This is a genomic window from Pseudomonas cichorii, assembly GCF_003700275.1.
In the GTDB taxonomy this organism is placed as follows: domain Bacteria; phylum Pseudomonadota; class Gammaproteobacteria; order Pseudomonadales; family Pseudomonadaceae; genus Aquipseudomonas; species Aquipseudomonas cichorii_B.
Window position 1 is genome coordinate 23694 of the sequence record NZ_RBRE01000057.1, and the last position, 22606, is coordinate 46299.

Consider the following 22606-nt stretch of genomic DNA (forward strand, 5'->3'; position numbering starts at 1 on the left):
CTCATGATCGACGCGCTGCGTATGTCGCTCAATGCCACTGCCGTGTTTGGTTTCATCATGTACATCCTGGTCGCGGGCATCCTGTTTGCCCTGTTCCAGTTCATCTACAGCCGGGTCACGCCGCACAAGGAATTTGCCCTGATCCGCGATAACAACAATGCTGCGGCGCTGGCGCTGGGCGGTTCGCTGATCGGCTTTGCGCTGCCGGCCAGCAATATCATCACCTACAGCGTCGGCATTCTGGATGTGATCGTCTGGGTGGTGATCGCGGCGGTGGTGCAACTGTTGGCGTTCGGCATCACCAGTCTGGTGCTCAAGGGGCTTTCGGCGCGCATTGCCAGGGGCGAGACAGCGGCAGCGATCTACTCGGCCAGTGTCGCGATCAGCGTCGGTCTTCTCAACGCGGCTTGCATGACCCCTTCGGTCTGACAGCGGCCAAGGTCAAGGAGACTCACGATGAGACGTAGTTCAGCAAAACTTGTGCTCGCCAGCACGCTTCCTCTGGCGCTTTCCGCTTGCGGCTCGCCGGACGACGCACCGAATTTCACTACCCAGGCCAACTTCAAGTCGGTGCAGGAGTGTGTCGAGTCCAAAGTACCGGTGGATGTGTGCTCGGATGCCTACATGCAGGCCCTGGCCGATCATCGACGGATTGCTCCTACCTATGATGACAAGGCTGCCTGCGATGCCGACTTCGTGCCGGATTACTGCCAGGTCACCTCGGATGGCAAATACATGCCGAAGATGGGCGGTTTCGAGCTGGGCTTTTCCGGCAATGTGCCCAAGGAAGCGCTCGACCGGGCCAATCAGGAAGTCGCTCAGTCCGCTCCGGCCGGCATGAGCGGCACCAGTGGCCTGTTGACCGGCCTGCTGATCGGTAATCTGCTGAGCAACGGCTTCGGCAACCAGCGCTATTACTCGCAGCCCGTCTATCAGACCCGCGATGACCGTGGCGGCTATTACACCTCTTCTCTGCCAGGCCAGATTGACCGGGGCAAGACCTTCAATCGTTCGATCCAGGCCAGGTCGAGTCCGGACAAGAGCTACAGCAAGAACACGCTGGGCCGCAGCCTTGGCAGTTCCGGCTCCAACTCGTCGGTATCCTCGACGATTTCCCGTGGCGGTTTCGGCAGCCAGGCTTCGGCGCGCAGCGGTTGGGGCGGGAAGAGCAGCGGCAGCAGCAGTTTCGGCGGTTAGGGAACCCGGGTCATGAAAAAGATCAGCATCGAGGAGCGTCCGGACTGGCGCAGCACCGCAGAGCGTGAGGGATTCAATTTCCACACCATCGATGGCGAGCGCTACTGGGACGAACGCGGGTATTACCTGTTCACCGAACAGCAGATCACCCGCGACCTTGAAGCGCCGACCCAGGAGCTTCACCAGATGTGCCTGGATGCGGTGGCGCGGATCGTCGACAGTGAGGAACTGCTCGGCCAACTGGCGATTCCCGAAGCTTTTTTCGACCTGATCCGTACTTCATGGCAGCAGGGTCACCAGCATCTGTACAGCCGTTTCGACTTTGCCTACGACGGCAACGGCCCGGCGAAGATGTACGAGATCAATGCCGATACGCCGACCAGCCTGATGGAGGCCGGTGCCTTTCAGTTGCTCTGGCTCGAAGAGCAGATGGCGCGCGGGGTGCTGCCCGCGCATGCCACTCAGTTCAACTCCATCGCCGAAGACGTAGTGCGGGCCTTTGCCGAGTTTCCACTGGAGAGCCCGTTCTACTTTTCCTGCATGTCCGGTTCTGTCGAGGACCGGGGCACCACGGATTTCCTGCGCCGAATGGCCGCGCATGTCGGCATCGATGCACGGCATATCGATATCGAAGACATCGGGCTCACGGCTGACGGGCGCTTTGTCGACCTGGAAGGCGGCTGGATCGAGCGGTTGTTCAAGCTGCATGCCTGGGAGCACATCTTTCACGAGCCGTTCGGCCAGCACGTGGCGGCCAGTGGTACCCGGTTCGTCGAACCGGCCTGGAAGGCGATCCTCAGCAACAAGGGCATCCTGCCGCTGCTCTGGCAGTTCAACGAAGGCCATCCGAACCTGTTGCCTGCGCATACCGACCGCGATCCCCAAAAGCCGGTGCCCAAAGGCTGGGTGCGCAAGCCATATTTCTCTCGCGAGGGAGCCAATATCGAGATGCGTACGCCGGGTGACCAGGTGATTGCTGTCGACGGGCCCTACACCGATGCGCCGTACATCCTGCAGGCCTATTCGCCACTGCCGCGTTTTGACGACAGCTACACTCTGATCGGCTCCTGGGTCATCGGCGACCTGGCCTCGGGAATCGGTATCCGCGAAGACGAAAGCCTCATCACCAAGGACACCAGCCGGTTTCTGCCGCATGTGGTGATTGATTGATTTGTGCCTTGTGAATGAATTCGTTCCAGCCTTCATTGTGCAGGAGCCAATTCATTCGCGAATTGTTGCCCGCTTAACAAAAGATAACGACTTGCCGATTGTCATGGATTTGAAAAGCCGACTAGGATGTGGCTGCTTCCAAAAGGGTAAGGCTAGAGCCTTCTGGCCCACATAAAGACCTGATAACAATAACGGGAGAAGTCCATGAGTGAGCCTTTCATCCGGCGCACCCGGTCATCTGCGGGCATGTCCCTGACGCTTTGGGTCGCGCTACTGGCATCGGCGATTGCCATGCCTGCGCACGCTGCATCCGATGCCGCAAACAATTCCACAGACCCCATCTACTCCATCGAATCGGCCAAGGCCGTACGCGGCCTGTTGCTGGACGTGGCCCACGCCGGGGCGCGGCTGGTGGTGGTTGGCGATCACGGCCACATTCTCTATTCCGACGACCAGGGCAAGACCTGGGTCCAGGCCAGAGTGCCGACCCGCCAGCTGCTGACGGCAGTGTATTTCGTCGACGAGCAGCACGGCTGGGCCGTGGGCCATGACGCACAGATTCTGGCCAGCAGCGATGGGGGCAAGACCTGGAACAAGCAGTTCGAGGACCTAAAGCGCGAGGCGCCCTTGCTGGATGTCTGGTTCAAGGACCTGAACAACGGCTTTGCAGTGGGCGCCTATGGTGCGCTGTTGACTACCACCGATGGCGGCCAGCACTGGGAAGATGTCAGTGACCGCCTCGATAACGAAGACCAGTTCCACCTCAACGGTATCGCCCAGGTCAAGGATGCTGGCCTGTTCATCGTCGGTGAGGCGGGCAGCATGTTCCGCTCCAGCGATGACGGGCAGAGCTGGGAAAAGCTTGAAGGCCCTTATCAAGGCTCGCTGTTCGGGGTAACCGGCACCGCCCAGTCTTCGACTCTGTTGGCTTATGGCCTGCGCGGCAATCTGTTCCGCTCCAGCGATTTTGGCGACAACTGGGAAACCATCCCGCTGGAGGCGGCGCGTGGGCCGCTGGAGTTTGGTCTGGCCAATGCCACCTTGCTGGCCGATGGCTCGCTGGTTCTGGTGGGTAATGGCGGCAGCGTGATGCGCAGCAGCGACGATGGCCAGACGTTTCAGATCTTCAACCGCCCCGATCGCATTTCGCTGGCGGGTGTGACGACCAATGACCGGGGCAATCTGATTCTGGTCGGGCAGGGCGGCGTGCGCGTCACCTCGCCTACGGGTGCCGAGACGACCCAACAATAAGAACCTTCAGGGCGGGACATTCAGGCATGACCAACCTTCATCACGAACAGCAGCACAAAGGCGACAAGGCAACTTTCCTTGAGCGCCTGATCTTCAACAATCGCCCGACGGTGATTCTGCTGTGTCTGCTGACCAGTATCTTTCTGTTCTGGCAGGCGCTTCAGGTCCGGCCCTCGACCAGTTTCGAGAAAATGATCCCGCTGGATCATCCGTTCATCCAGAACATGATGGCGCACCGCAACGACCTGGCGAACCTGGGCAATACCGTGCGCATTTCCGTCGAGGCACTGGATGGCGACATCTTTTCCAAGGACTACATGGAAACCCTGCGCGAGATCAATGACGAGGTGTTCTACATCTCCGGCGTTGACCGCTCCGGCCTGAAGTCGCTGTGGAGCCCCAGCGTCCGCTGGACCGAAGTGACCGAAGAGGGCTTTGCCGGTGGCGAAGTCATTCCGCAGAGCTATGACGGCTCGGACGACAGCCTCGACCAGTTGCGCAACAACGTCCTCAAGTCCGGGCAGGTCGGACGGCTGGTGGCCAACGACTTCAAGTCCAGCATCATTGACGTGCCGTTGATGGAGTCCTATCCGGACCCAGCGGATCAGGGCAAGTTGCTCGCCCTGGATTACCAGCAGTTTTCCCATCAGCTCGAAGAAAAGATCCGCGACAAGTATCAGGCGCAGAACCCCAACATCAAGATTCACATCGTCGGTTTTGCCAAGAAGGTCGGTGACCTGATCGACGGCCTGTTCATGGTGGTGATGTTCTTCGGCATTGCGTTTGTCATTACCCTGGTCTTGCTGATCTGGTTCACCCGTTGCATCCGCAGCACCATCGCGGTGTTGAGTACCACGCTGATTGCGGTGATCTGGCAACTGGGATTGATGCATGTGGTGGGCTTCGGCATCGATCCATATTCGATGCTGGTGCCGTTCCTGATCTTCGCCATCGGTATTTCCCATGGCGTGCAGAAAATCAACGGTATCGCCTTGCAGTCCAGTGACGCGGACAACGCCCTGACCGCGGCACGCCGTACATTCCGCCAGTTGTTCCTGCCGGGGATGATTGCGATTCTGGCCGATGCGGTGGGCTTCATCACCCTGTTGATCATCGACATCGGGGTGATCCGCGAACTGGCCATCGGGGCTTCCATCGGGGTCGCGGTGATCGTGTTCACCAACCTGATTCTGTTGCCGGTGGCGATTTCCTACGTTGGCATCAGCAAGAGAGCGGTGGTGCGCAGCAAGCAGGATGCCGTCTCGGAACATCCGTTCTGGCGTCTGCTGTCGAACTTTGCCAGCCCGAAAGTGGCCCCGGTTTCCATCGTTCTGGCGTTGCTGGCTTTTGGTGGCGGCCTCTGGTACAGCCAGAACCTGAAGATCGGTGACCTCGATCAGGGCGCGCCCGAGTTGCGTCCCGATTCGCGCTACAACCAGGACAACAACTTCATCATCAGCCATTACTCCACCAGTTCGGACGTGCTGGTGGTGATGGTCAAGACTCCGCGTGAAGGCTGCTCGGCCTATCCGACCATGTCGGCCATCAACGAGCTGGCCTGGAAGATGGAAAACACCCAGGGCGTACAGTCGGCGATATCGCTGGTGACCGTTTCCAAACAGGTCATCAAGGGCATGAACGAGGGCAACCTGAAATGGGAGTCGCTGTCGCGCAACAAGGACGTGCTCAACAGCTCCATCGCCCGTGCTGACGGCCTGTACAACAACGATTGCTCGCTGGCACCGCTGCTGGTGTTCCTCAACGACCACAAGGCCGAAACACTGGACCGCGCCGTGCATGCGGTGCAGGACTTCGCCAGGGAAAACAACAAGCCGGACCTGCAGTTCCTGCTGGCAGCCGGTAACGCCGGGATCGAGGCTGCGACCAACGAGGTGATCAAGCAGTCCGAGTTGATCATCCTGATTCTGGTTTATATCTGTGTTGCGGCCATGTGCATGATCACCTTCCGTTCCTGGGCGGCGACGCTGTGCATCGTGCTGCCGCTGGTGCTGACCTCGGTGCTGGGCAACGCGCTGATGGCCTTCATGGGCATCGGAGTGAAAGTCGCGACCTTGCCGGTGGTGGCGCTGGGGGTGGGGATCGGGGTCGATTACGGGATTTACATCTACAGTCGCCTGGAAAGCTTCCTGCGTGCCGGGCTGTCGTTGCAGGAAGCCTATTACGAAACCCTCAAGTCCACCGGCAAGGCGGTGTTGTTCACCGGTCTGTGCCTGGCGATCGGGGTCTGTACCTGGATCTTCTCGGCGATCAAGTTCCAGGCAGACATGGGTCTGATGCTGACCTTCATGCTGCTGTGGAACATGTTTGGCGCGCTATGGCTGCTGCCGGCGCTGGCGCGGTTCCTGATCAAACCGGAGAAAATGGCCGGCAAGACAGGGAACTCATTGTTTTCGCATTGAGTTCATGGCCTCGTCGCGGGCAAGCGCGCTCCTACAGTGGCAGGAGCGCGCTTGCCCGCGACGGCGGTCTTCCAAAAACCATATATATCAGGCATCGGTAGAAGCGAATTTATTCGCGAACCCCTAACACGACACTCAACGCATTGCGGGCATCGTCGAGCTGCACCAGGGTTGCGTGCCGGGCGCCAAGGGCGTCGCGGTTCTGGATGGCGGTGAGAATGGCCTTGTGTCTTGGCAAGGCCAGTTCATGCAGGTTGGGACGTTTGTTGGAGTGCTTGAGCGCTTCACGCAGGGCCAGCGACAGCATATTGCACAAGTGCGCCAGCAGGTCGTTGTGGGTGGCGTCGGCGATCCGGCTGTGAAAGTCCAGGTCCGGCTGCAGCAGGGCTTCGGGCGTGGGGGCGTCTTCCATGCGTTGGTAGGCTTCGCCGATCAAGGCGATTTCCTCGTCGGTGGCATGCTGCGCAGCCAGTGCGGCAACCGCCGGTTCGATCACGGCGCGTACGCTGGTCAGCAGATTGAAGAATTCGTTCTGCGGCGAGCTTTGCATCACCCAATGCAACACATCCGGATCGAGCAGATGCCATTCGCGTCGTGCCTTGACCACCGTGCCGACCCGCGGGCGCGAATACACCAGTCCCTTGGCCACCAGTACCCGCGTAGCTTCGCGCAAGACCGGACGGCTGACGGCGTATTCCTCGCAGAGCAGGGCTTCGGCCGGCAGTTTATCGTCCGGCTTGAAGCGGCCGGAAACGATCTGCATGCCCAGTTCCTGGACGATGCGCGAGTGCATGCTTTTACGGTCGGAGGGCTTTCGGTAATCCATGGGAACGCAAGTCGATCCTGGCAGTGATGCCGCGCATCATAACATTGCACAACGCAGAGGGCGGGAGCCGTACCTGTGGCTTCCCGCCATTATCTTCAAGTGCCCGTTTGATCAATGCGAATGGCGAGGCACTTCGGCGCCCCGGCAGCCGACCAGGAAATCGAAATCGCAGCCCTGATCGGCCTGCATTACCCGGTCGACATACAGTTGGCGATAACCGCCGAGCAGTAACTGTTGCGGCGCTTGCCAGTCGGCCAGGCGCGCAGCCAGTTCCGCTTCCGGAATATCCAGATGCAGCCGCCCGCTGGCGCAATCGAGTTCGATCCAGTCACCTTCCTGCACCACCGCCAGCGGTCCGCCCGCTGCAGCTTCCGGCGCCACATGCAGCACCACGGTGCCGTAGGCGGTGCCGCTCATGCGCGCATCGGAAATCCGTACCATGTCGGTTACACCCTGAGCCAGCAGTTTGGCTGGCAGGCCCATGTTGCCGACTTCGGCCATGCCCGGATAACCCTTGGGGCCGCAGTTCTTGAGAACCATCACTGAAGTGGCATCGACTTCCAGATCCGGATCGTTGATGCGTGCCTTGTACATCTCGAAGTTCTCGAACACTACCGCCCGGCCACGATGCTGCATCAAGGCCGGAGTCGCCGCCGAAGGCTTGAGCACGGCGCCCAGCGGTGCAAGGTTGCCGCGCAGCACGCAAATGCCGCCGTCGGCGCGGATCGGGTTGTCCAGTGCGCGGATCACCTGGTCTTCGCCGTAGATCGGCGCGTTGCGGGTGTTTTCGCCAATGCTCTTGCCGTTCACGGTCAGGGCATCGGGGTTGGGCAGCAGGCTGGCTTCGTTCATGCGCCGCAATACGGCGGGCAGGCCGCCAGCGTAGTAGAACTCTTCCATCAGGAAGCGCCCCGAGGGCTGCAGGTCGACGATGGTCGGCATGCCGCGGCCGATGCGGGTCCAGTCATCCAGCTCCAGATCGACACCAATGCGCCCGGCAATGGCCTTCAAGTGGATGACGGCGTTGGTCGAACCGCCAATCGCGGCATTGACCCGGATCGCGTTCTCGAACGCGGCCTTGGTGAGGATCTTCGACAGGCGCAGGTCTTCGCGAACCATGTCCACCGCACGCATGCCGGACATGTGCGCCAGCACGTAGCGCCGTGAATCCACTGCCGGAATCGCGGCGTTGTGCGGCAGGGACGTGCCCAGCGCTTCGGCCATGCAGGCCATGGTCGAGGCGGTGCCCATGGTGTTGCAGGTGCCGGCCGAGCGCGACATGCCGGCTTCGGCGGAAAGGAATTCGTCGAGGCCGATCTGCCCGGCTTTGTAGGATTCGTGCATCTGCCAGACGATGGTGCCCGCACCGATGTCCTTGCCCTGATGCTTACCGTTGAGCATCGGTCCGCCGGTAACGACGATGGCCGGTATGTCACAACTGGCGGCGCCCATCAGCAGGGCCGGGGTGGTCTTGTCGCAGCCGGTGAGCAACACGACGCCATCGATGGGATTGCCGCGAATCGCTTCTTCGACATCCATGCTGGCCAGGTTGCGGGTGAACATCGCAGTGGGGCGCAGGTTGGATTCGCCGTTGGAAAACACCGGGAACTCCACCGGCCAGCCTCCGGCTTCGATCACGCCGCGTTTGACGTGCTCGGCGATCTGCCGGAAGTGCGCGTTGCACGGTGTCAGTTCCGACCAGGTATTACAGATGCCGATGATGGGCTTGCCCTGAAACTGGTGGTCGGCGATGCCCTGATTCTTCATCCAGCTGCGGTACATGAAGCCATTCTTGTCGGCGGTACCAAACCATTGGGCAGAACGCAGGGTCGGTTTTTTATCGGAATCAGACATGGTCGGCTCTCTTATTGTAAGACTTAATTGCGTTGCATTCGGCTAAGGTAAGCCTAAATATCCGCTATTGGAAGAGTTGTAAGTCTAAATAGTAATACTATATAGTCAGTGGTAATCGAGGTTCCATAACAAAAACAAAATGGAGACCGTCTTTATGAGCCAGGAACTGAGGCTTATACGTCGCATCACCCTGAAGTTGATTCCCTTCCTGATCCTGCTGTACCTGATCGCCTATGTGGATCGCTCTGCGGTGGGTTTCGCCAAGCTGCACATGGGCGCCGACATCGGCATCGGCGATGCCGCCTACGGGCTGGGTGCCGGGCTGTTTTTCATTGGTTACTTTCTGTTCGAGATTCCCAGCAACCTGATGCTGGAGCGCTTCGGTGCGCGTCGCTGGTTCGCGCGGATCATGATCACCTGGGGTGCAATCACCATCGGCATGGCCTTCGTGCAGGGGCCTTACAGTTTCTATGTGATGCGCTTCCTGCTGGGCGCGGCCGAGGCGGGGTTCTTTCCCGGCGTGCTGTACTACATCACCCAATGGTTCCCGGTACGCCATCGCGGCAAGATCCTCGGCTTTTTCATTCTTTCGCAACCCATCGCCATGATGGTTACCGGTCCGGTGTCCGGCGGTCTGCTGGGCATGGATGGGATTCTCGGTCTGCATGGCTGGCAGTGGCTGTTCATTGTCATCGGTACACCGGCGATCCTGCTGACCTGGCCGGTCCTGCGCTGGCTGCCGGATGCTCCGCAGCAGGTGTCATGGATGAGCCAGGCCGAGAAGGACTGGCTGGACGGTGAACTGCAAAACGATCTGCAAGCCTACGGCCAGACCCGGCACGGCAATCCGCTGCATGCCTTGAAGGACAAGCGGGTCTTGTTGCTGGCGTTGTTCTATCTGCCGGTGACACTGAGCATCTATGGCTTGGGCCTGTGGCTGCCGACCCTGATCAAACAGTTTGGCGGCAGTGACCTGACCACCGGCTTCGTTTCCTCGGTGCCGTACATTTTCGGCATCATCGGCCTGCTGATCGTGCCGCGCAGTTCCGACCGCCTCAACGACCGTTACGGACATCTGGCGGTACTTTATGTGCTGGGAGCCATCGGTCTGTTCTGCAGTGCCTGGCTGACGTTGCCGGTCGCGCAACTGGCGGCGCTGTGTCTGGTCGCGTTCGCGCTGTTTTCCTGCACCGCCGTGTTCTGGACCCTGCCGGGGCGGTTCTTTGCCGGAGCCAGTGCGGCGGCGGGCATCGCGCTGATCAACTCGGTCGGCAATCTGGGCGGCTACATCGGCCCGTTCGTCATCGGCGCGCTGAAGGAAATCACCGGCAATCTGGCTTCGGGCCTGTACTTCCTGTCCGGCGTCATGGTGTTCGGGCTGGTACTGACCGGCATTGTCTATCGCGTCCTGGAGCGTCGGCATGTGTTGCCGGAGTCCGAATTTTCGGCAAGCGCTTCGACCCATCGTTGAAAGGAGAGTCTCATGCGGTTGATACAGTTCGAGTTGAGTCATGGCCAGCGCCGGGTTGGCCTGGTGGATGGCGAGCGGGTACGTGAAGTACTGGGCGCCGAAAGCGTGCGCGAGCTGGCCCTGAAAGCCATTGAGGCGGGCTCCAGTCTGGCCCGACAGGTCGATCTTCAGGGGCTGGGCACCGACCATGACTATGCGCAGTTGCTGCGTGAAGTGCGGGTCCTGCCGCCGCTGGATCATCCCGATCCTGCGCACCTGCTGGTCAGCGGCACGGGGTTGACGCATCTGGGTAGCGCCTCGGCGCGGGACAAGATGCATCAGCAGGCCGGTGACGAAGCGTCGATGACCGACACCATGCGTATCTTCAAATGGGGCGTGGAGGGCGGCAAGCCGCTGGCCGGTCAGGCGGGTGTGCAGCCGGAGTGGTTCTACAAGGGCGATGGCAGCATTGTGGTGCGGCCCGGAGCGTCTTTCACGCTACCGCCGTTTGCCGAAGACGGCGGCGAAGAACCGGAACTGAGCGGCCTGTATGTGATCGGTCATGACCGCAAGCCGTATCGCCTGGGTTTTGCGATTGGCAACGAGTTTTCCGACCACGTCATGGAGCGCCGCAATTATCTGTACCTGGCTCATTCCAAGCTGCGCGCCTGCTCGTTCGGACCTGAGCTGCGGGTCGGTGACCTGCCCGAGAACCTGGTGGGTACCAGCCGCATCTGGCGTGACGGTGAGCTGTTGTGGGAGAAAGAGTTTCTCAGCGGCGAAGCCAACATGTGCCACAGCCTGGAGAACCTTGAGTATCACCACTTCAAGTACAACCAGTTCCTGCGCCCGGGCGATGTGCATATCCATTTCTTCGGCACCGCGACACTGTCCTTTGCCGACGGCGTGCGAACTCAGCCCGGGGATCGCTTCGAGATCAGCCAGCCTGATTTCGGCCAGTCGCTGGTCAATGGCCTGGCGGCGAGTGAGGCGGTGTTCGAGCCCGGTGGCATAGGCAAGTTGTAACTCTCTGGTTCAGGCCTTTGGTGGCGGGGCTATTTCCACCTGAATCGACTTGCGCGCCTTGAACGGCGCGAGCAAGGATTCATCGTCCACCGGGTTGGTGATCAGCGTCCAGGGCTGGCGCAGTGGCGTCCAGTGCTGCTGACGGGCGCGGCCCAGCTTGGTGGAGTCGGCCAGGACGAAGATCTGCGCAGCGCGGGCCAGCATGTTTTCCTTGAGATAGGCCTGCTCGGCGCTGGCTTCGCACAAGCCCAGGTCGGCCACCACGCCATCGGCGCTGACGAACAGTTTGTCGGCGCTGAGGTGTTCCAGCGCAGCCTGTGCGGCAACTCCATAAGTCGACATGCTCGCCGGGCGCAAGGTGCCGCCCAGCACCGTGACCCGACCCTCGGGAATCAGTGCCAGATCGCCCAGCGCCGTCAGGTTATTGGTGATCACATGCAGGCCACGCCGCTGATTGAGGACATGTGCCAAAGCGCTGGTGCTGGTGCCGCCTTCGAGAAATAACGTGTCGTGATCGTTGATGTGCGCCAGCGCGGCGAGGGCGATGTCCATCTTTTCCCGGCTGTGCTGGCGACTGCGCTCTTCAATCGTGGTTTCCGGTTCGCGCTGACCGATATGCGCGGCACCGCCATAGGTGCGCACGATCAGGCCGTCTTCGGCCAGCGCGGTCAGGTCGCGGCGCACCGTGGCTTCGGAAACCCCGAGCTGGGCACAGAGTTCATCGACGTTGGATTTTCCGGAGAGAACCAGTTCGAGTATCGATTGGCGGCGATTGGCGACTTTCATTCAAGCTCTTCTGGCACAGGAAAACGAGGTGCAACCTTACAACGACGCACCGCCGCATACCACCAGGCTTTGACCGGTGATGGCGCCGGCATCCGGGCCAAGCAGAAAGGCAGTCAGCCCGGCTATCTCATGGGGCTGTACAAAGCGTCCCAGCGGCGGTTTGTTCGGCGGTGTGGCGCTGCGGGCCGGATCGAGCAGCATCGGGGTTTCGGTGGCACCGGGAGCGATCAGGTTGACGGTAATCCCGCGTGGCGCCAGTTCGATGGCCCATGAGCGGACCAGGCCTTGCAGTGCGGCCTTGGTAGCAGCGTACTGGCTGCGTCCGGCAGCGCCCTGCATGGTGCGACTGCCGATCAGCAACAGGCGTGCGCCGGACCTGAGTCGCGGATAAAGCGCATTGACCATATGGCTGGCAGCATTTACATGCAGATGCCACATGGCCTGGCCATCGGCATCGTTGAGTTGCCCCAGCGGCGCGGTGCGCATGAAGCCGGCAGCATGCACCAGGGCATCGATCTGCGGCGTCTGTTGCAGTGCCCGGTCCAGCGCATTGAAATCATTGAGGTCGCATTCGATCCATTTGAAATCCGGGTGTTGCAGGTCGGGTGCGCGTCGGCTCAGGCCGGTGACCTGCATGCCCTGTTCAAGCAGACGCTCGACGATGGCCAGGCCGATGCCGGAACTGGCACCGGTCACGAGTACGGATTTGATCGGGTCGGACATAGTCAGGTTTCCCGCAGCGGCGCCGGCCTGCAAGCCGGCGCCAGACTGTCAGCGAATGGCATTGAGCGGCAGGTGCACGTGCTTGATCTTCTGCCGGAAGTAAGTGAAGGCGACATGCAGGCTACCATCGGTCGCCTGAATGATGCTGGGGTAGGAGAACTCGCGATTGAGCTTTTCCTGTGAATTGTTGGTCATGCAGAAGCCATCGCCCAGCTCGATATCCAGACGGGTCGGCCAAGTGTGGCCGCCGTCCCGCGAGACCGCCAGGCTCATCGGCGCGCGGGGAATCCCCCAGATGGCGACCTTGCCGTCGCTGCGCGCGCCGGGTGTGACTCGATCATCGCCTTCGTCCTCGATCTCGTCGTACAGCGAGGCGCGACGCTGGGCATGGCCTTCGGCACTGACCGGGTTGTAGACCAGCGCCAGCTCATCGGTGGCCAGCCTGACGAACTGGATCGACGAGTTGTTGTTCGGCAGCTCGGTTGGCGCGGGCACGCTCCAGGTGCGGCCACGATCATTCGAGCGACTGCTGTAGATGAAGTCGGCCCAGCGACTGCGAAACAGCCCGAGCAGACTGCCGTCAGGTAGTTGATGGACGTTCATGTGCACGCTGCCGGTGCTGTCCGGCACGTCATGCCGCGACCAGGTAACGCCCTGATCGCTGGAAATCATCACGGCGCTGACGTCATGGTTGCCGATCCACTTTTCGCCAGGCCCGGTGATGCAGTACCAGACCGGCAGCAGCCAGTCACCGTTGTCCAGCACCGCCGGTGGTTGGCGTACGAAGGTACCGGCTTCATCGAACAGCGTCTCGATGCTGCCCCAGGTCTTGCCCTGATCCCGAGACAGGCGACGGCGGATGATCGCGGTTTCCTGATTGCCGGAAATCTGTGCGGTCCAGATCAGCCACAGCGGCCCGCCGGGTGCCTGGAACAGGATCGGATTCTGCTCCGAGCGGGTGGCGTCTTCGGACATCTTTTCCGGCTCGCTCCAGACCCCGGTGTGCGGGTCGCGGCGTGACAGCAGGACGAAGATGTCGGCCATGCCTTCCTGGGTTCCGGCAAACCAGGTACACAGCAGCGTACCGTCGGCCAGTTCATGCAGGTTGGCGGCATGGTTCTGGGCGTAGGGCGTCGGCAGGAAAGCGTCCTGGCGCAGGTCATTGGTTGGCATTGGGAACCTCGGCGTCTTGGCGTTTGGCCTGGGCGGATTTGGGCAGCAGGTGTTCGATGGCAATCACGATGGCCGGTGTCACCAGAGCGATATACATGTTGTCGATGCCATAAGGGTTGTTCAACAGATACCAGACGCTGGTGGTAATCGCCGAAGCGACCAGACCCAGTGTCGCGCCACGGCCCGAACCGAAGAAGGGCAGGTAGATGGCGATCATCGCGACCACCGCAATCGACAGGCGCAGGGCACGGGTGAAGAACGACAGGTTAAGGATTTCCGGGACGAAGAACACGAAGAACAGAGGTACGAAACCGATCACCAGGGCAATCAGGCGCGTGGTCTTGAACTCCTGATCCACCGAAGGTTTGCGCCACGGTACGTAGAAGTCGCGGACCACCAGCGAAGCAATGGCCAGGGCCACGGTGCTGACGCTGACGAAGATCGAGGCGACCAGCGAAATGGTCACTACACCGGCCATCACCGGGCTCATCGATTGCAGGAATACCGGCAGCGCGTAGAGGCTGCTCATGTCCGGGTGCAGGTACTTGGAGGCGACACCGATGAAGCCCAGCGCCAGTGCGATAGGGATGCACAGCAGCGAGGCATAGAAGGTCGAGCGACGGGCTGCATCAGGGCTCTGGGTGGAAGAGATCGCCTGAATGATGAACTGGGTGGAGAAGATCGCACCGACAGTGCCGATGATCCACGCCATGATTTTCGACCCGCCGATGGTGCCATCCCAGGTGAAATAGTGTTCCGGCATGTTCTGGATCACCGGGGTGAAACCACCGGTCATGTGCAGCGCCACGCCAAGAACGATCATCACCCCGAGGTATTTCACCCCGGTATGCAGGATGCTCATGTACGCCACGCTCTTCAGGCCACCGAACACGTAGTACAGGGTACTGATGATCGCGGTAATGAAAGCGGCGGTGGTCAGGTTGATCTTGAGCACCGTGGCGATGGCCGCCGCGCCACTGACATAGTTGCCGACGTTCACCAGCAACAGTGCGTAGATCATGATGATCGATACCGCGAGCTTGGTGGACGTACCGTATTTCTTGGCAATGAAGCCGGAGATGGTGAACTCCCCGGAGCTGTACAGCTTGCGGGCCATCAACAGGCCGAACAGCGGGAAGCCGATGGCGGCGGCGATCACCGACCATGAGGCAGCGAAGCCACTTTCAAAGGCCGCCTGTGCGGTGCCGACCGTGGATTTGGCGCCGATGAATTCGGACATCATCAAGATGCCGACGATGACGGCAGGCATGGTCCTGGCAGCGACCATATATTGCTCGCTGGTCTTGCTGCGCATGCGCATGCTCATCCAGGTGGTGATTGCGATATAGACGATCACCATGCCGACGATGATCGTGGTGTCTTGCGTGTTGAAGGTATCCATCGGTATCGCTCCATTATTGTTTTTTTGGCGCGTTATGGGTGCCGCACGTCTTTGTTCGCAGGTGTACTCAGACGGCGATGGAATTGCGGGTGTCGCGTTTACGGGTCGCCAGCTCGACAGCCTGGCGCAGGGCTTCGATCAGGCTGCGCTCGTCGGCGATGCCTTTGCCGGCAATGTCGAAAGCGGTGCCGTGGTCGACCGAAGTGCGGATCACCGGCAGGCCGATGGTCACGTTGACGCCGGCTTCCAGGCCCATGACCTTGACCGGGCCATGACCCTGGTCGTGGTACATGGCGACCACCGCATCGAAGTCGCCACGCCCGGCGCGGAAGAACAGCGTGTCGGCCGGCAGCGGGCCTTCGACACGCCAGCCGCGGGCACGCAGTTCGTCGATGGCGGGCTGGATCTTGGTGGCCTCTTCGCCGTAGCCGAACAGACCGTTTTCCCCGGCGTGGGGATTGATGCCGCACACCGCGATCAGCGGGTTCTCGATACCGGCACGGGTCAGGGTTTCCCGGGCGCGTTCGATAGTGCGCTTCACCAGGCCCGGTTCGATGCGGGCGATGGCGTCGATGATGCCGATATGGGTAGTGACGTGGATGACCCGCAGGATCGGGGTCATCAGCATCATCGACACTTCCTCCACACCCAGCAGGTGCGCGAGCATTTCGGTATGCCCGGGAAAGATATGCCCGCCCGCATGCAGCGCTTCCTTGTTCAGCGGCGCCGTACAGATCGCGTCCAGCTCACCGGCTTCGGTCAGTTGCACGGTGCGTTCGATATAGCGAAAGGCTGCATCCCCGGCGATGGGCGACAACTTGCCGTAAGGCAGGTCTTCGGGGATCAGCCCCAGATCGATGCAATCCACTACGCCCTGGGCGAAGCGCGCCTGGGCCGGACTGGCGATGCTGTTGACGCGCAGATTGCTGCCGACAATGCGGCTGGCATCTTCCAGGCGTCTGGCATCGCCGATCACCAGCGGACGGCAGGTTTCATAGACCGAAGCGTGGGTCAGGGTTTTCATGATGATTTCCGGACCCACCCCGGCGGCGTCGCCCATGGTGATACCAATGACAGGACGTTCAGACATAGGGAGTTTCCTCTTTGAAGGGGGTGCCGGTCGGGAGCGGTTCGTGCAGCTGTCGCCAGGCTTCGAGCAGGGTGTCGGGTTGGCCAAAGCCACCGGCCTTGGTCACCACGTTCAGGCTGCGCCCGGCAAGTTGCGCCTGGGACAGCACCACGCCGGTGGCGATTTCGCCCAGCAACATCATGTGTTCGATGCCGGCCTCAAGCAGAATCGCCCGGGCAGTTTCACCACCGGTGGCGATCAGCGATCCGGCATCGGGCAGGGCCGGGGCCAGCCACTGGGCCAATGCATCGCTCAAGGCGGCAGCCTGTGCCGGATTGCGTTGTTGCTGGTCCAGACGCACCAGCACGTCGTGACCGGCGCTCAAGCGCTCTTTCAATTGTCGTTGCAGCGCATGGCGTTCGGCTTCGGTGTTGCTGTCCAGCAAGGTGGCCGGCGACACGGTCAGGCAGTATTGCGGGCTGGAATGCGCCAGTGTTTCGGCCTGGGCCTGAGAGTGCCGGGACATGCTGCCGACCACGGTCAGCACCGGAGAGCTGGGCGTGACCTGGATGGCGCTGGCCGCTGCAAGCCCCAGAGCCTTGGGCAAGTGTCGGGCAAGACCTGCCGAACCGACCCAGAACAGTTCTTCATGCCACTGGGCCGACACTTCGGCCAGTTGCTGCAGATCGCTGTCCAGTTCGGCATCGCAGACCAGCGCCTGCACATTGTTTTCCAGCGCCGTGCGCAGGGTCTGCTGCAGAGCATTGCTGTCGCGAAGTTCATCCAGGCCCAGCCATTGGGTGCGCAAGCCCTGAGTGAGCAGCATTTCCAGCAGATTGCTGGTGCCTTGCAGGTTTTCGTTACGCCACACATCGCTTTGATCCACCGGCACACCGTCGATCAATTGCACGCCCTGGCGGGTGATGCGCTTCATGTCCGGGAAGGCCGGTGCCACCAGCGCCATGCCGCGCACTTGCTGGAGTGCGTCGATTTCGCTGGCGATATTGCCGCGCAGAGTCGAGTCGATCTTCTTGTACAGCGCCATCGTTGTCGCCTGTTGGCGGCGCAGCACTGCACGATGTTGCTCGGCGGCCTGCTGAGGCGAAAGACGACGTGAATCCACATCTATGCTGACCACGCCAGCCGCCAGCAAACCGGCAGGCGTCAGCACCACCCGGGTGTCGATGCGCGTGGCAAAGTCGGCTGCACAGTCGGCGGCCCCCGACAGATCGTCGGCGAGGATCAACAGGCCGGGAAAGTCGGCGCGATTCATGGCAGCAGGCACCGGTACAACTGCTGAATATCGTCCAGGCTCAGCGGCTTGGGATTGTTGGTCATCAGTCGGGTGACCTTGGAGGCCGCCACGGCCATGTCTGGCAGGTGCTCCTCTGCCACGCCGAAATCACGCAGGTTCTGCGGAATGTTCAGGACCTGGGTCCATTGACGGATCTGCTCGATCAGCTTGTTGGCCGCCACTTCATTGCTGTCTTCCTGGCTGGCCAGACCGCACACCAGCGCGGCGCGCTTGAGGCGTTCGGCGCAACTGTCCAGATTGAAGGCCATGACATGCGGCAAGAGCATGGCGTTGGCTACGCCATGGGTGACATGGAACTTGCCGCCCAGCGGATAGGCCAGTGCATGCACCGCTGCGGTTCCGGCAGCCGTCAGCGCCAGGCCGCCGTACATCGAACCCAGCAACATGTCGCCGCGTGCCCGAACCGATTGCGGTTGCTGGTAGGACTCGACGATGCTGCCGGCGATCAGGCGCATGGACTCAAGAGCAAAGGCATCGCTGATCGGATTGGCCTTGGTGGAAATGAAGGATTCCAGCGAATGGGTGAAGGCATCCATCCCGGTGGCGGCAGTGATCGGGCGCGGCAGGCTCAGGGTCAGCAGCGGGTCGAGCAGCACCAGCGTCGGCAACAGGTGACGGCTTACCACGCCGATTTTCAGCTCTTCATCCGGCAGGGTAACGATGGCGTTGGGAGTGACTTCCGAACCGGTGCCCGACGTGGTTGGCACCAGCACCATGGGCTTGCCCGGATGAGCGACCTTGTCGATGCCCAGCAGATCCTTGAGTGGTGTGTCGTTGGTCAGCATCACCGCGAACAGCTTGGCGGCATCCAGTACGCTGCCGCCGCCAATCGCGATCAGTGCGTCGGGCGCGTGGGGCGCAACGTCTTCCCGGAATACCCGTTCGATGTTTTCCAGCGTCGGCTCGATCTCGACGTTATCGAGCATGTGCACGCTGATATTCTGCGCACGGAGCTGTTCAATGACGCGCTGGGTCACGCCCAGATTGTGCATGGCGTTCTGGGTGACCAGCACCACCGATTTGAGAGTGACATCCAGCAACGGCAGTTTCTCGGCGAGCAGATCAAGGCTGCCCGGGCCGTGAACCACATGTTTCACGGTCTGGAAGTGGTAGGTGGCGGACATGGGATTACCTCCGACTTAGCGGTACACGGCCAGCAGGCCCTGAAGTTTTTCCAGCGCCGCGGCATCGAGCGGCTGGACCGGAGCGCGGCACGGGCCGACCGGGACATTGAGCAGTTGCGTCGCGGTTTTCAGCACCACGGGCATGGTGCCCAGCGCGAAGGCATCGCGTAGCGGGCGCAGGGCTTCCTGAGCGGCGCGGGCGGCGTCGTGATTGCCAGCCTGAAAGTTGTTCCAGATCGACATCACCAGATCCGGCACGGCATTGGCGGTCGCCGCGATAGCGCCATCGCCACCGGCCAGCAGGTTCCAGTAGATCAGCGAGTCGGTGCCGGCGAACACCGCGAAATCGTCGCTGCGGTACTTCATCATCTGCACCAATGCGTCGAAATTGCCGGCGCTGTCCTTGATGCCTTTGATCTTCGGATGCTGGCTGAGGGTTGCCACGGCACCAATGCCGATCGACATGCCGGTCTTGGCCGGGATGTTGTACATCATCAGCGGCAGCTCGGAGGCATCGGCAATCGCGCTGTAATGCTTGATCAGCTCTGACTGGCTGATGGCATTGAAGTAAGGCGTGATGATGGACAGGGCATCGGCGCCCACATCGATCATTTTTTTGTTCATTTCAATCACTTCGTGAGTGGCGAAAGCGCCAGTGCCCACGACCACAGGCACACGTCCGGCTGCCGCTTCGACGGTGATACGTGCAATTTTCAGCTTTTCGGATTCGGAAAGGGTAAAGAACTCGCCGTTGGTGCCCAGCACGAAAAGCCCGTGGACACCAGCTTGCAGAAGGTTTTCGATCAGGCCGCGAAGGGCTTGTTCATCGAGTTGCTGGTCTGCGGTAAAGGGCGTGACCAGAGCTGGAATGATGCCGCGAAATTGCATGGCCATAGTCTCGTTTTATTGTTAGTGGCTTGATAGTGATTGAATCGATCATTTGTCGCAAGGTTTTTTGATCGATTTTTTCAAAAGGTGCGATTGAGAAGGGAATCAAGGAGGGAAACGATCAATGCCGTTGATGTAGCGGAGCCGTAAATACAAAAGCCAGACACTGGGTCTGGCTTTTGATGTTTCAGCAAGGATTTACGCTGCGGCGGTTGCCTTGGCACTTGGCTGGCGGCTGATCCGCAGGGCCACCAGGCTGCCGACGATGGTCAGGCCGGCCAGGGAATACAGCGCCATGGTGGTGGAGCCGGTCTGGTCCTTGATCCAGCCTACGAGGTATGGGCTGAGGAAGCCGGCCATCTGGCCGATCGAGTTGATCAGTGCCAGGCCAGCCACTGCAACGCTGGCGCTGAGCAGGGCGGTGGGCAGCGGCCAGAACATTGGCAGGCCGGTCAAGGCGCCCATGGTGGCGATGGTCAGGCCCAGAATGGCGATGACCGGCACCGTGGCGAAGTTGGCGGCGATGATCAGGCCGAGTGCGCCCATCAGCATCGGCACCACCAGATGCCAGCGCCGCTCGTTGCGCAGATCCGCCGAGCGGCCCACCAGCAACATGAACACGCCAGCCATGAGATACGGCACGGCGCTGATCCAGCCGATCACCAGCGCATCGCTGAACCCCAGGTTCTTGATGATCGATGGCAGCCAGAAGTTGATCGCATACACGCCACTCTGGATGCAGAAGTAGATAAAGCCCAATACCCAGATGAACGGCATGGTCAGCACCGACAGGGGAGAGGTCTTCTCGGCGATGACCGGACGGCCGAGTTCGTCGGCAGTGATATCGGATTTGACCCGCTGGCGCTGTTCAGGTGTCAGCCAGCGTGCATCTTCGACCTTGTCGCACAGCAACCAGAACGCCATCACGCCCAGGGCAACGGTCGGCAGGCCCTGGATCAGAAACATCCATTGCCAGCCGGCCATGCCGCCTTGACCGGCGGCGAAGTGGTTGAGAATCCAGCCGGAGAATGGCCCGCCCAGCAGGCCTGAAACCGGAATGGCGGACATGAACAGCGCCATGATCCGGCCGCGACGCTGGTTCGGGTACCAGCGCGACAGGTAAAGCACGATACCGGGGAAGAACCCGGCTTCGGCCATGCCGGTCAGGAAGCGCAGGACATAGAACTCCATCGGCGTGGTGACAAACAGCAGGCAGGTGGAGAACGTGCCCCAGGTAATCATCATCAGCCCGATCCAGCGCCGTGGCCCGAAACGGTTGAGCGCCAGATTGCTAGGCAGGCCGCACAGCACGTAACCGATGAAGAAAATCCCGGCACCCAGGCCGTAGACCGTTTCACTGAAACTCAGGGCGTCGAGCATCTGCAGCTTGGCAAAGCCGACGTTGACCCGATCCAGATAGTTGAACAGGTAGCAGATAAAGATGAAGGGGATAAGGCGCAGGGTGATGCGACGGTAGACATGATTGCCTTCGACGTCGCCAGCATCCCGGATCGATGGGTTGGACATGGCGGTGAATCCTCAGTGCTTGTTGTTTTTATACAGCGTGCCGTAACGCTCGATCTTATGGGGCTGGCAACAAAAACTCTTTGGCGGTTTGCACTGCCGGGCGAGGTGCTTGTTGTGAGATTGCACAACTGGCGATGGAGGTACCTACGCAGTGGGAGCCAATACAGTCTGTGGGAAGGCTTTATCATTCGATGGTTTCGTAGGGCAATCCCACATAGTTTTCGGCAATGGTCCTGCGCCCGGATTCCGAGCCCACGTAGTAATCCAGTTCGGTCTGCTGGATTCGCTGGCTGAAGTCATCGGTGCCGGGAAAGTTGTGCAGGATCGAAGTCATCCACCAGGAAAAGCGCTCGGCCTTCCAGATCCGGCGCAGGCAGATCTGTGAGTATTTTTCCAGCAGGTCCACGCGGCCTTCCTGATAGACCTTGAGCAGGATCCGGTACAGCGTACTGACATCGCTGGCTGCCAGGTTCAGACCCTTGGCGCCGGTCGGCGGGACGATATGCGCGGCATCGCCGAGCAGGAACAGTTGGCCGTACTGCATGGGCTCCACCACAAAGCTGCGCAGGGGTGCAATGCTTTTCTCGATGGAAGGGCCGGTGACCAGCCGTTCGGCCAGATGTTCGGGAAGCCGGGTTTTCAGTTCTTCCCAGAAACGTTGATCCGACCAGTCCTCGACTTTCTCATCGGCACTGACCTGCACGTAATAACGGGTGCGGGTTGCCGAGCGCATGCTGCACAGGGCAAAGCCGCGTGGATGGTTGGCGTACACCAGCTCTTCGTTGACCGGTGGTGTGTCGGCCAGCACACCGAGCCAGCCAAACGGATAGACACGCTCGAACACCTTCAGGCTGTCCGCAGGAATGGATTGCCGGGAAACCCCGTGAAAACCATCGCAACCGGCAATGTAGTCGCACTCCAGGCGCAGGGTTTCGCCGTTCTTGTTGAAGGTTACGAAAGGGCGCCCGCTTTTCAGGTCGTGAAGCTGAACGTCTTCGGCGTCATAAAAAGTCGTGGCACCAGCTGCCGAGCGAGCCTGCATCAGGTCGCGGGTGACTTCGGTCTGGCCATACACCATGACCGTCTTGCCGCCGGTCAGGGTTTTCAGGTCGATACGTTCGCAGCGTCCATCGAAAGCCAGCTCGAAACCATCATGAATCAGGCCCTCGGCGTCCATGCGCTCACCGGCGCCGGCTTCGCGCAGCAGGTCGACCATACCTTGCTCAAGTACGCCGGCGCGGATGCGGGAAAGAATGTATTCGGGGTCCTTGCGTTCGATGATGACGTTATCGATGCCGGCACGTTGCAGCAGTTGGCCCAGCAACAGCCCGGACGGGCCTGAGCCGATGATTGCGACTTGGGTTTTCATTGTTCTTGTCCTGTCTGGTGATCCCTGCCAGCCCGG

Annotated in this window: 19 protein-coding genes; 7 read left to right on the plus strand and 12 right to left on the minus strand. The window is 60.7% G+C overall.

What is annotated here, in order from left to right; all coding sequences use genetic code 11:
• The first annotated feature begins 3 nt into the window (after positions 1–3).
• The 5 genes from ALQ04_RS15120 to ALQ04_RS15140 all read left to right on the plus strand — a co-directional run bounded on the left by ALQ04_RS15120 (position 4) and on the right by ALQ04_RS15140 (position 6038).
• Positions 4–429: a DUF350 domain-containing protein gene (locus ALQ04_RS15120; RefSeq protein ID WP_122316557.1), complete on the plus strand. Its 426-nt coding sequence runs from the start codon at positions 4–6 to the stop codon at positions 427–429.
• A gap of 27 nt (positions 430–456) precedes the next feature.
• A complete protein-coding gene (locus ALQ04_RS15125; RefSeq protein WP_122316558.1) occupies positions 457–1197 on the plus strand; it encodes a DUF1190 domain-containing protein in 741 nt (246 codons plus the stop codon).
• 12 nt (positions 1198–1209) lie between these two features.
• Positions 1210–2367, plus strand: a complete 1158-nt coding sequence (locus ALQ04_RS15130) for a glutathionylspermidine synthase family protein (RefSeq protein ID WP_122316559.1) — start codon at positions 1210–1212, stop codon at positions 2365–2367.
• A 204-nt stretch (positions 2368–2571) separates the two neighbouring features.
• Positions 2572–3618 carry a YCF48-related protein gene (locus tag ALQ04_RS15135; protein WP_122316560.1) on the plus strand — a complete coding sequence of 349 codons (1047 nt, stop codon included), beginning with the start codon at positions 2572–2574 and terminating at the stop codon, positions 3616–3618.
• 26 nt (positions 3619–3644) lie between these two features.
• Positions 3645–6038, plus strand: coding sequence for an RND family transporter (locus tag ALQ04_RS15140; protein WP_122316561.1), 2394 nt, complete (start codon positions 3645–3647; stop codon positions 6036–6038).
• A gap of 109 nt (positions 6039–6147) precedes the next feature.
• Here ALQ04_RS15140 and ALQ04_RS15145 read toward each other — a convergent pair whose 3' ends face one another.
• Positions 6148–6864 carry a FadR/GntR family transcriptional regulator gene (locus tag ALQ04_RS15145; protein ID WP_122316562.1) on the minus strand — a complete coding sequence of 239 codons (717 nt, stop codon included), beginning with the start codon at positions 6862–6864 and terminating at the stop codon, positions 6148–6150.
• Positions 6865–6975: 111 nt separating this feature from the next.
• A complete protein-coding gene (locus ALQ04_RS15150) occupies positions 6976–8718 on the minus strand; it encodes an IlvD/Edd family dehydratase (protein ID WP_122316563.1) in 1743 nt (580 codons plus the stop codon).
• Positions 8719–8872: 154 nt separating this feature from the next.
• Between ALQ04_RS15150 and ALQ04_RS15155 the strand changes: the two genes are divergently transcribed.
• Both ALQ04_RS15155 and araD1 read left to right on the plus strand, forming a co-directional pair.
• A complete protein-coding gene (locus ALQ04_RS15155) occupies positions 8873–10189 on the plus strand; it encodes an MFS transporter (protein WP_122316564.1) in 1317 nt (438 codons plus the stop codon).
• Between the two features lie 12 nt (positions 10190–10201).
• Positions 10202–11194: an AraD1 family protein gene (araD1, locus tag ALQ04_RS15160; protein WP_122316565.1), complete on the plus strand. Its 993-nt coding sequence runs from the start codon at positions 10202–10204 to the stop codon at positions 11192–11194.
• A 9-nt stretch (positions 11195–11203) separates the two neighbouring features.
• Here araD1 and ALQ04_RS15165 read toward each other — a convergent pair whose 3' ends face one another.
• From ALQ04_RS15165 to pobA, 10 genes are all read right to left on the minus strand, one after another.
• Complete coding sequence (locus tag ALQ04_RS15165) at positions 11204–11980, minus strand: DeoR/GlpR family DNA-binding transcription regulator (RefSeq protein ID WP_122316566.1); 777 nt, start codon at positions 11978–11980, stop codon at positions 11204–11206.
• A 36-nt stretch (positions 11981–12016) separates the two neighbouring features.
• The gene (locus tag ALQ04_RS15170; protein ID WP_122316567.1) at positions 12017–12703 is read right to left on the minus strand and encodes an SDR family NAD(P)-dependent oxidoreductase; all 687 of its coding nucleotides are present in this window, start codon (positions 12701–12703) and stop codon (positions 12017–12019) included.
• 48 nt (positions 12704–12751) lie between these two features.
• Positions 12752–13876, minus strand: coding sequence for an exo-alpha-sialidase (locus ALQ04_RS15175; protein ID WP_122316568.1), 1125 nt, complete (start codon positions 13874–13876; stop codon positions 12752–12754).
• Positions 13863–15278, minus strand: coding sequence for a sodium:solute symporter family protein (locus ALQ04_RS15180; protein ID WP_122316569.1), 1416 nt, complete (start codon positions 15276–15278; stop codon positions 13863–13865). The genes ALQ04_RS15175 and ALQ04_RS15180 overlap by 14 nt, the downstream gene beginning before the upstream one ends.
• Before the next feature lie 67 nt (positions 15279–15345).
• On the minus strand, positions 15346–16368 hold the full coding sequence (gene pdxA / locus ALQ04_RS15185; protein WP_122316570.1) for a 4-hydroxythreonine-4-phosphate dehydrogenase PdxA: 1023 nt from the start codon (positions 16366–16368) through the stop codon (positions 15346–15348).
• Entirely contained in the window at positions 16361–17620 is a 1260-nt protein-coding gene (locus tag ALQ04_RS15190) for a four-carbon acid sugar kinase family protein (RefSeq protein ID WP_122316571.1), read from the minus strand. The genes pdxA and ALQ04_RS15190 overlap by 8 nt, the downstream gene beginning before the upstream one ends.
• Complete coding sequence (locus tag ALQ04_RS15195) at positions 17617–18786, minus strand: iron-containing alcohol dehydrogenase (protein ID WP_122316572.1); 1170 nt, start codon at positions 18784–18786, stop codon at positions 17617–17619. Before ALQ04_RS15195 ends, ALQ04_RS15190 begins: the two co-directional genes overlap by 4 nt.
• A 15-nt stretch (positions 18787–18801) precedes the next feature.
• The gene (gene dapA, locus ALQ04_RS15200; protein WP_122316688.1) at positions 18802–19674 is read right to left on the minus strand and encodes a 4-hydroxy-tetrahydrodipicolinate synthase; all 873 of its coding nucleotides are present in this window, start codon (positions 19672–19674) and stop codon (positions 18802–18804) included.
• Positions 19675–19872: 198 nt separating this feature from the next.
• Positions 19873–21201: an MFS transporter gene (locus tag ALQ04_RS15205; RefSeq protein WP_122316573.1), complete on the minus strand. Its 1329-nt coding sequence runs from the start codon at positions 21199–21201 to the stop codon at positions 19873–19875.
• Positions 21202–21385: 184 nt separating this feature from the next.
• Positions 21386–22570 carry a 4-hydroxybenzoate 3-monooxygenase gene (gene pobA / locus ALQ04_RS15210; RefSeq protein WP_122316574.1) on the minus strand — a complete coding sequence of 395 codons (1185 nt, stop codon included), beginning with the start codon at positions 22568–22570 and terminating at the stop codon, positions 21386–21388.
• Positions 22571–22606: the final 36 nt, after the last annotated feature.

Coding starts and splice junctions, on each gene's coding strand:
- ALQ04_RS15120 (WP_122316557.1), top strand. CDS start 4: ATGATCGACGCGCTGCGTATGTCGCTCAATGCCACTGCCGTGTTTGGT.
- ALQ04_RS15125 (WP_122316558.1), top strand. CDS start 457: ATGAGACGTAGTTCAGCAAAACTTGTGCTCGCCAGCACGCTTCCTCTG.
- ALQ04_RS15130 (WP_122316559.1), top strand. CDS start 1,210: ATGAAAAAGATCAGCATCGAGGAGCGTCCGGACTGGCGCAGCACCGCA.
- ALQ04_RS15135 (WP_122316560.1), top strand. CDS start 2,572: ATGAGTGAGCCTTTCATCCGGCGCACCCGGTCATCTGCGGGCATGTCC.
- ALQ04_RS15140 (WP_122316561.1), top strand. CDS start 3,645: ATGACCAACCTTCATCACGAACAGCAGCACAAAGGCGACAAGGCAACT.
- ALQ04_RS15145 (WP_122316562.1), bottom strand. CDS start 6,864: ATGGATTACCGAAAGCCCTCCGACCGTAAAAGCATGCACTCGCGCATC.
- ALQ04_RS15150 (WP_122316563.1), bottom strand. CDS start 8,718: ATGTCTGATTCCGATAAAAAACCGACCCTGCGTTCTGCCCAATGGTTT.
- ALQ04_RS15155 (WP_122316564.1), top strand. CDS start 8,873: ATGAGCCAGGAACTGAGGCTTATACGTCGCATCACCCTGAAGTTGATT.
- araD1 (WP_122316565.1), top strand. CDS start 10,202: ATGCGGTTGATACAGTTCGAGTTGAGTCATGGCCAGCGCCGGGTTGGC.
- ALQ04_RS15165 (WP_122316566.1), bottom strand. CDS start 11,980: ATGAAAGTCGCCAATCGCCGCCAATCGATACTCGAACTGGTTCTCTCC.
- ALQ04_RS15170 (WP_122316567.1), bottom strand. CDS start 12,703: ATGTCCGACCCGATCAAATCCGTACTCGTGACCGGTGCCAGTTCCGGC.
- ALQ04_RS15175 (WP_122316568.1), bottom strand. CDS start 13,876: ATGCCAACCAATGACCTGCGCCAGGACGCTTTCCTGCCGACGCCCTAC.
- ALQ04_RS15180 (WP_122316569.1), bottom strand. CDS start 15,278: ATGGATACCTTCAACACGCAAGACACCACGATCATCGTCGGCATGGTG.
- pdxA (WP_122316570.1), bottom strand. CDS start 16,368: ATGTCTGAACGTCCTGTCATTGGTATCACCATGGGCGACGCCGCCGGG.
- ALQ04_RS15190 (WP_122316571.1), bottom strand. CDS start 17,620: ATGAATCGCGCCGACTTTCCCGGCCTGTTGATCCTCGCCGACGATCTG.
- ALQ04_RS15195 (WP_122316572.1), bottom strand. CDS start 18,786: ATGTCCGCCACCTACCACTTCCAGACCGTGAAACATGTGGTTCACGGC.
- dapA (WP_122316688.1), bottom strand. CDS start 19,674: ATGCAATTTCGCGGCATCATTCCAGCTCTGGTCACGCCCTTTACCGCA.
- ALQ04_RS15205 (WP_122316573.1), bottom strand. CDS start 21,201: ATGTCCAACCCATCGATCCGGGATGCTGGCGACGTCGAAGGCAATCAT.
- pobA (WP_122316574.1), bottom strand. CDS start 22,570: ATGAAAACCCAAGTCGCAATCATCGGCTCAGGCCCGTCCGGGCTGTTG.